This window comes from Corynebacterium frankenforstense (assembly GCF_030211955.1).
GTDB classification, from domain to species: domain Bacteria; phylum Actinomycetota; class Actinomycetes; order Mycobacteriales; family Mycobacteriaceae; genus Corynebacterium; species Corynebacterium frankenforstense_A.
The window spans coordinates 24682-32990 of sequence record NZ_JASODI010000024.1; the positions used below are offsets into that span (position 1 = coordinate 24682).

Sequence of the window (8309 nt, forward strand, 5' to 3'; positions counted from 1 at the left end):
GGGACCGTCGTCAATTGAAGGGGCTCTAGCAGTCGTAGTAGAGCTCGTACTCCAGCGTCGTCGGCCGCTGGCGGGCCGGCTGGATCTCCGTGTCGTACTTCTCCTGGATGTAGGTGTCGATGAGGTCCTCGGTGAAGACGTCGCCGTCGGTGAGGAACTCGTGGTCCTCGGCCAGGGCGTCGAGCGCCTGGGAGAGCGAGGCCGGCACCGTCGGGATGCCCGCGGCCTCCTCCGGCTCCAGCTCGTAGAGGTCCTTGTCCACCGGCTCGCCCGGGTCGATGCGGTTCTTGATGCCGTCCAGGCCCGCCATCATCATCGCAGTCAGGCCCAGGTAGGGGTTGCCCGAGGGATCCGGGGCGCGGAACTCGATGCGCTTGGCCTTAGGCGCGGAACCGGCCGCCGGGATGCGGATGGCCGCCGAGCGGTTGCGCTGCGAGTAGGCCAGGTTGATCGGGGCCTCCGAACCCGGCACCAGGCGGTGGTAGGAGTTCAGCGTCGGGTTGGTGAAGGCCAGCACCGCGCTGCCGTGGGCCAGCAGGCCGCCGATGTAGTGGCGGGCGGTCTCGGAGAGCCCGCCGTAGCCGTTCTCGTCGTAGAACAGCGGTTCGCCGTTCTTGTAGAGCGCCTGGTGGGCGTGCATTCCCGAGCCGCCGTCGCCGTCGAGCGGCTTGGGCATGAAGGTGGCCGAACGCCCGTTGCGCTTGGCGGTGTTCTTGACCACGTACTTGAACTTCTGCAGGTCGTCGGCCGCGTGCAGCAGGGTGTTGAAGCGGTAGTTGATCTCCTGCTGGCCGCCCGAGCCGACCTCGTGGTGGGCGCGCTCGACGTCGAATCCGATCAGCTCGAGGGTCTCCGAGATCTCGTCGCGCAGGTCCTGCAGGTGGTCGTAGGGGGCGACCGGGAAGTAGCCGCCGTTGGTGCGCACCTTGTGGCCCAGGTTGCGCGAGCCGTCCGGGTTGAACTCCGCGCCGGTGTTCCACCAGCCCTCCTCGGACTCGACCTGGTGGAAGGAGGCGTTGGTCTGGGTGTCGTAGCGCACCGAGTCGAAGATGTAGAACTCCGCCTCGAGGCCGAAGGTGCAGGTGTCCGCGATCCCGGAGGCGGAGAGGTGCTCCTCGGCCTTGCGCGCGATGTTGCGCGGGTCGCGGGAGAACGGCTCACGGGTGAACGGGTCGTGGACGAAGAACTGCATGTTCAGCGTCTTGGACCTGCGGAACGGGTCGATGACCGCGGTCGACAGGTCCGGCAGCAGCATCATGTCGGACGCCTCGATCGAGGTGTAGCCGGCGATCGAGGAACCGTCGAAGGCCACGCCGTTGTGGAGCGACTCCTCCGAGATCTGGTCGGCGGGCACCGACAGGTGCTGCTCGATGCCGGGCACGTCGGTGAAGCGGACGTCGACCCAGTTGACGTCGTTGTCACGGATGTAGGCGATGAGTTCTTCCGGTGTGGAGAAGTTCACGGTGATCAATGCCCCGGGGCGGGGCTGCGTTCCTTTCGGGAAGCGTCGGGTGCAGATGTACTTATATCCACAGGCTAATGATGTGCGCCGGGCAAGGCCCCCGGTCGGGTGTGGCAGGGGCCGGGTGGTGGCGTTGTGCGCCGGCGGTGCGCGCGGGGCGGCCGTGGCGCCCGCCGCGGCGGGGGAGAGGTCTCTTAGGAGAGGACCGGGTTCTCCCAGAGGTTGAGCTTGGTGCCGATGCCCTTCTCGAGCGCGTGCTCGTAGAGGTCGTGGGCCCACGCGACGTCCTCGACGGGCATGCCGCCGATGGAGTAGCAGAAGATCTGCTCGTCGTTGACGCGGCCCGGGGCGTCGCCCTGGGCGATGTCGCCCATGTTGACCAGCTTCTCGGCCGGCAGCGTGCCCTCCTCGTACATGTCCCACCAGCGGTTGCCGGGGATGCCCAGCAGCTGCTCGTAGGTGACGTCCGGCCCGTTCTCGTGGAACCACTCGCGGTAGAGGCCGTCGAAGTCGAGCACCAGGTTGGCCTCGTCGGAGGTGATGAAGTCGTCGTCCAGGCGGGCGGCGGCCGGCATGAGCAGCAGTGCGCCCGGCTTGATCCACTCGCGCTTGAAGTAGGGGAAGCCCGACGGGCCCTCGTCCGAGGTCGAGGTGCCGGCGATGACGATGTCGGAGCCCTCGATGGCGGCCTGCTCGCTGTCGACGATCTCGACGGCGACGTCCGGGAAGTTCTCCCGGAACCAGTCGGCCGCGCGCTTGGTCGAGCCCTCGCTGCGGCCCTTGATCTTGACCTTGTTGATCGAGGGGCGCTGGGAGACCGCGGCGGCGAAGATCGTGCGGCTCATGACGCCGGGCCCGATCACGCCGACGGTCTCGGCGTTCTTGACCGCCAGGTGCTTCACGCCCACGCCCGGCACGGCGCCGGTGCGGTAGGCGGAGAGCAGGTTCGCGGACATGATGGCCTTCGGGGCGCCGGTGACGGCGTCGTTGAGCACGAAGACGTGGATGGAGCGCGGCAGGCCGTGCTCGCGATTCTCCACGTTGGAGCCGTACCACTTCACGCCGGCGCTGCGGAAGCGCCCGCCCAGGTAGGCCGGCATCGCCATGAAGCGGCGGTCCGGGCCGTCGGCCGGCATGCCCTCGTGCTCGGGGTTCGCGGGGAAGTTGATCTGGGCGCCGTGCGAGTTCGCGGAGGCGCCGGCCATCCGGTAGTCGCCGTTGGCCAGGAGGATCAGGACCTCCTCCATCGCCGACACGCACGCTGCGGAGTCGGCCACGCCGGCCTCGATCATGTCGGGCTCGGAGAGGTAGAGGAAGTCGATGCGGGGAGTTTCGGGGAATCCAGAGGTCACGCGATAGCTTTCCGTGGGTGCGGCGGGGACGCGCAGTGCCTCGGCCGGGGGTGTTTTCCGGCTCGGCGGGGTCTCCGGTTTCCGGGGCCGCGCCTGCTCGGGCTGTGCACCCGGGGCGCGCCCCCATGGCCGTTCGGCGCGTGGCGTCCCTGCCTGATGGCTAGTTCGTCCGCCGGACGATCTCTCAACCGCCGTCATTCACGTTAACGCATAAATGCAGTTCACAGTTTCGAAAACTGGCCGATCACGCGCTAACCCCCTGTTGAGGCATGTAATATCTGCACTATGAACGTACACCCTTAAACGGGGGTGATTTGCCGTATCGGACGCCCGCGCGCGGGTTCAACCCCCGGGGGCGGATCGGGGGGGGCCTGCCGGATCCGCCCCCGCGCCCCCCCTCCGGGCGTTAGGCTGTTGGCCATGCGTATCGGAATTATTGGCGCCGGCGCCGTCGGCGGCCTGTTCGCGGCCCGGCTGGTGGAATCGGGCGCGGACGTCGCCGTCGTCGCCCGGGGCGAGACGCTCAAGCGGATCAACGGAGAGGGGCTCACTCTCATCCACCGCGGCGAGGAGCGGACGGTCCAGGTGCCGGCCGCCGAGAGCTTCGACGAGCTCGGCGGTGTGGACGTCGCCGTGCTCGCCACGAAGGTGCTGCCCGGCCAGGAGAAGTTCGCCGACGTGCCCGAGGGGGCGCCCGTGGTGCTGACCCAGAACTCCGTCGAGGTCCCGCACCTGGCCGCCGACGCCTTCGGCGCCGGGCGGGTGTGGCCGGGCGTGGTGCGTGGCTTCATGATCCACCGCGGCCCCGGCGTGGTCGAGCTTGCCGACGGCCCGTTGAACTACCACGTGGGTACCTTCGACGGGGCGCCCGACGAGCGCGTCGACGAGCTCGCGCGCCTGCTCACCGCGGCCGGCGTGCCCACGGAGGTCTACCGCGACATCTGGGTCGACGTGTGGACCAAGGCCATGTTCGTCACGCCCTTTGGCGCGCTGGGCGCGGCGGCCGGGCGCCCGCTGGGCTACGTGCGCACCGAGCTGCGCGACCAGTACACCGCGCTGCTCGAGGAGGCCGCGCGCGTGGCGTGGGCCAGCGGGGTGGATCTGCCCGACGACACGGTGGCCCGGCAGCTGGAGTTCGCCGACTCGCTCGACGCGGAGGCGACGACCTCAATGCAGCGCGACTATCTCGCCGGCCGAGTCAACGAGCTGGACTCGCAGGCCGGTGCGGTGCGTCGCCTCGGCGAGCGCTACAAGGAGCCCACGCCGCTCTTCGACCAGTTGCAGGGCATCCTCGAGGCGCGCTTCGGGCGCGACTGAGGCCTGCAGCTGAGGTCCCGCCCCGGGGTGCGGGGCGACCAGCCCCGCCCCTCACATGAACCGCGCGAGGTAGCGTCCCATCGCCGAGTCCTTGTTCGTGGCGACCTGCCGCGGCGTGCCCTCGGCGACCACGCGCCCGCCGTCGGAACCCGCGCCCGGGCCCAGGTCGATGACGTGGTCCGCGCGCGTGATCACCGCCGGGTTGTGCTCGACGACGATCACGGTCGCCCCGGCGTCGACCAGCCGGTCGAAGAGACCGACCAGCACGCCCGCGTCGGCGACGTGCAGGCCCGTCGTCGGCTCGTCGAGCACGAAGAGCGTGGCCTTCTCGTTGAGGTGCGAGGCCAGCTTGAGGCGCTGGCGCTCGCCGCCCGAGAGCGTCGTCAGCGGCTGGCCCAGCCGCACGTAGCCTAAGCCCACGTCCACCAGGTAGCCCGCGATCCGCGCGGCCGCGGGCACCCGGTGCTCGGCGTCGGCGAAGAACTCCGCGGCCTCGGCGGCCGGTAGGTCGAGCACCTCGGCGATGTCCAGCCCGCCGAAGCGGTGCTCGAGCACCGCCGCGTCGAAGCGCCGACCCTCGCAGACCTCGCAGGGCACGTCGACGCCCTGCACGAAGCCCAGGTCCACGTAGACCACCCCGGAGCCGTTGCAGTTCTGGCACGCGCCCTCGGAGTCGGGGAGAAGAGCGCGGGCTTGACCCCGTTCTCCTTGGCGAAGGCCTTGCGGATCGGGTCCAGCGCCCCGGTGTAGGTCGCCGGGTTCGAGCGCCGCGAGCCGGAGATGGGCGACTGGTCGACCCACACGGTCTTCTCGTCCTGCTCGATGGCGCCCAACAGCGAGGACTTGCCCGAGCCGGCCACGCCCGTGATCGCCGTCAGCGTCCCGCGTGGGACGTCCACGTCGAGGTCGTGCAGGTTGTTCGCCGCCGCCCCGCGGTCGGCTCGTCGAAGACGTAGGTGACGTCGCTGAGCGAGGAGCCGACGTGCCGGATCATCTTGATGCGCTGCGCCTCGCCGCCCGAGAGCGTCGAGGCCGGCCGGTCGAGCGTGAGGTAGCCCAGCCCGACGGTGACGAAGTTGTCCAGCGTCTCGCGGATCGCGCGCACCAGCGGCGCCGAGGACGGGGAGTCCAGCTCTGCCAGCCACCCGGCGAGCTCGCGGACCTCCATCGCGCACAGCTCGGCGATGTTCCTGCCCGCGATGCGCGACTCGAGGGCGTGCGGCGCCAGGCGCGTGCCGCCGCAGTCCGGGCAGGGCCCCATGGTCACCGCGCGGTCGACGAACTCGCGCATCGCCTTCTGCAGCCCCGAGCGCTCCTTGGAGAGCACCGACTTGGTCAGCTTCGGGATCAGCCCCTCGTAGGTCGAGTTGTGGCCGAGGTAGTTCATCCGCCGCGGTTCGGCCCACAGCAGCAGGTCGCGCTGCTCGTCGGTGAACTCACCGACCGGCACGTCGGTGGGGTAGAGGCCGGAGTCGGCGTACTGGCGCAGGCTCCAGGAGCCTGGCTTGTAGCCGGGCACCTTCACCGCGCCCTCGTCGAGGGAGAGCGCCGCGTCAACCACTTCCGCGACGTCGAACGCCCCCGCCCAGCTGCTCCTGACTGACGACGATCGCGGTGGTCAGCCCCTCGAGCGCGTCGACGTCCGGGCGCGCGAGCGTGGGCATGAAACCCTGCACGAAGGTCGAGTAGGTGTCGTTGATCAGCCGCCGCGACTCGGCGGCGACGGTGTCGAAGACCAGGGAGGACTTCCCCGAGCCGGAAACCCCGGCGAAGACGGTCAAGCGCCGCTTCGGGATGTCCAGGCTGACGTGGCGCAGGTTGTTCTCGTTGGCGCCACGCACGGAAATGAGGTCGTGGGTGTCGGCTGGCTTCGCGGGCTCATTCGCCCGCGCGAGCCTACCGTCGCGCCACGACCTCCGCGCGCGGAATCACGGGTCCGCGCAGCCCGGCAGCCGGTGCGCTGGCCCTGGCCGGAGCCGACAGCCGCCGGTGCTTACTAGCAGTCGAAGTACATCTCGAACTCCTGCGGGGTCGGCCGCAGGCGCACCGGGGTGATCTCGTTGTCGTACTTGTAGCGGATGTAGGTGTCCACCAGGTCGTCGGTGAAGACGTCGCCTTCGGTGAGGAACTCGTTGTCCTCCTCGAGGGCCTTCAGCGAGGCCTCCAGCGAGGTCGGCGCCTGCGGGATGGACTTGGCCTCCTCGGGCGGCAGCTCGTAGAGGTCCTTGTCCACCGGGGCGTGCGGCTCGATGCGGTTCTTGATGCCGTCGAGGCCGGCGAGCATCATCGCGGGCAGGCCCAGGTACGGGTTGCCCGAGGGATCCGGGGCGCGGAACTCGATGCGCTTGGCCTTCGGGTTGGAGCCGGTGATCGGGATACGCACGGCCGCCGAGCGGTTGCGCTGCGAGTAGACCAGGTTGATCGGGGCCTCGAAGCCGGGCACCAGGCGGTGGTAGGAGTTCAGCGTCGGGTTGGTGAACGCCAGCACGGCCGGGGCGTGGGAGAGGATGCCGCCGATGTAGTAGCGGGCGGTGTCCGAGAGGCCGGCGTAACCGGACTCGTCGTGGAACAGCGGCTTGCCGTCCTTCCACAGCGACTGGTGGGCGTGCATGCCGGAGCCGTTGTCACCGGCGAGCGGCTTGGGCATGAAGGTCGCGGCCTGGCCCATGCGGTGCGCGGTGTTCTTGACGATGTACTTGAAGGTCTGCAGGTCATCCGCCGCGTGCAGCAGGGTGTTGAAGCGGTAGTTGATCTCCTGCTGGCCGCCGGTGCCCACCTCGTGGTGGAAGCGCTCGATCTCGAAGCCGGAGTCCTTGAGCACACGCACCATGGCGTCGCGGGCCTCGGCGGTGCGGTCGTACGGCGGCACCGGGAAGTAGCCGCCCTTGACACGGGTCTGCTGGCCCAGGTTCGGGGTGCCGTCCGGGTTGGTCTCCTCGCCGCGGTTCCACCAGCCCTCCTCCGAGTCGACCTCGAAGAAGGCCTTGTTGATCTCGGTGGAGTAGCGCACCTTGTCGAAGAGGTAGAACTCGGCCTCGAGTCCGAAGCTGCAGGTGTCGGCGATGCCGGTGGCGGCCAGGTACTCCTCGGCCTTGCGGGCGACGTTGCGCGGGTCGCGCGAGAACGGCTCGCGGGTGAACGGGTCGTGGACGAAGAACTGGATGTTCAGCGTCTTCGACGTGCGGAACGGGTCGATCTGGGCCGTGGCCAGGTCCGGCAGGAGGTTCATGTCGGACTCGTCGATGGTGGTGAACCCGCGGATCGAGGAGCCGTCGAAGGCGAGGCCCTCCTCGATCGCGTCCTCGTCGAAGAGGTCTGCGGGGATGGTGAAGTGCTGTTCGACACCGGGGACGTCGGTGAAGCGGACGTCGACGAACTCGACCTCCTCGTCTTTGATGAACTTCAGGACGTCTTCGGTCGAATTGAAGGCCACGGTCTCTCCTTGCCAGGGATGTTCTGCGCTCTGCCGCGCAGGGCGGACGGTTCGTGGGCCCGAGTATAGGGGGTTAACTGTCGCGCGACTAATAAATCTTCCGCCGGGCGACGGGCTCACCCGTCCAGGGTATCGCGCGCGGGTGCGCGACGGGGCACCGGCCACCCCCACGGATTCGGGTGTGCATTAGCCTTGTGTGCATGACTCAACCGCGCCGCAGCTGGCTCGACGGGCCGGCGATCCCCTCCGAGTACGAGAGCGAGTCCCGCGTCTCCGCCTATCCCGGCGAGCTGCTGGGACTGCCGGAGCACGGCCCGGGCGCGCTGGCCAGTGTCACCCGCCGCGCCGGCGGCGTGCTCATCGACTGGATCATCTGCTGGATCCTCGGCGGGTTCACCCACATGTTCTCCGAGTGGCTGGGCACGGCGACCTACACCTACCTGTACTTCCTGCTGCTCGGCTTCGCCTCGTGCCTCTTCTTCGCCCGCACGCCCGGCCAGGCGGTGCTCGGCATGGGGGTGGCCCGCGTCGACGAGCCCGGCCGGCGCGTCGACCTGTGGCGCTCGGCGGTGCGCGTGCTGATGACCGGCACGATCTTTTTGGCCGCCATGGTCGACTCCGACGGCCGCGGCGTCCACGACCGCGTGACCGGCACCGCGGTGATCCGCGGCTAGGCGTTTTTCAAAGAGATTGACGACGTCGCGCAGCGCGACGTGGCGGAGACCCCGCCGGGAGAGTGCTTCTC

General features: G+C 69.3%; 5 protein-coding genes and 1 pseudogene. 2 read left to right on the forward strand and 4 right to left on the reverse strand.

Annotation, left to right across the window (positions count from 1 at the left end; all coding sequences use genetic code 11):
• Nucleotides 1–25: 25 nt before the first annotated feature.
• Nucleotides 26–1462 carry a type I glutamate--ammonia ligase gene (glnA, locus tag QP119_RS10480; protein WP_284775976.1) on the reverse strand — a complete coding sequence of 479 codons (1437 nt, stop codon included), beginning with the start codon at nt 1460–1462 and terminating at the stop codon, nt 26–28.
• Nucleotides 1463–1656: 194 nt separating this feature from the next.
• Nucleotides 1657–2814: a tyramine oxidase subunit B gene (locus QP119_RS10485; protein ID WP_284775978.1), complete on the reverse strand. Its 1158-nt coding sequence runs from the start codon at nt 2812–2814 to the stop codon at nt 1657–1659.
• Nucleotides 2815–3234: 420 nt separating this feature from the next.
• Between QP119_RS10485 and QP119_RS10490 the strand changes: the two genes are divergently transcribed.
• Entirely contained in the window at nt 3235–4131 is an 897-nt protein-coding gene (locus QP119_RS10490; RefSeq protein ID WP_284775980.1) for a 2-dehydropantoate 2-reductase, read from the forward strand.
• A 51-nt stretch (nt 4132–4182) separates the two neighbouring features.
• On the opposite strand, the pseudogene QP119_RS10495 reads toward QP119_RS10490, so the two are convergent.
• A pseudogene (locus QP119_RS10495) lies at nt 4183–5972 on the reverse strand (ATP-binding cassette domain-containing protein).
• Between the two features lie 155 nt (nt 5973–6127).
• Complete coding sequence (glnA, locus tag QP119_RS10500; protein ID WP_284775982.1) at nt 6128–7564, reverse strand: type I glutamate--ammonia ligase; 1437 nt, start codon at nt 7562–7564, stop codon at nt 6128–6130.
• A 200-nt stretch (nt 7565–7764) separates the two neighbouring features.
• Here glnA (QP119_RS10500) and QP119_RS10505 point away from each other — a divergent pair, with 200 nt between their 5' ends.
• Nucleotides 7765–8238, forward strand: a complete 474-nt coding sequence (locus tag QP119_RS10505; RefSeq protein WP_284775984.1) for an RDD family protein — start codon at nt 7765–7767, stop codon at nt 8236–8238.
• The last annotated feature ends 71 nt before the right edge of the window (nt 8239–8309 follow it).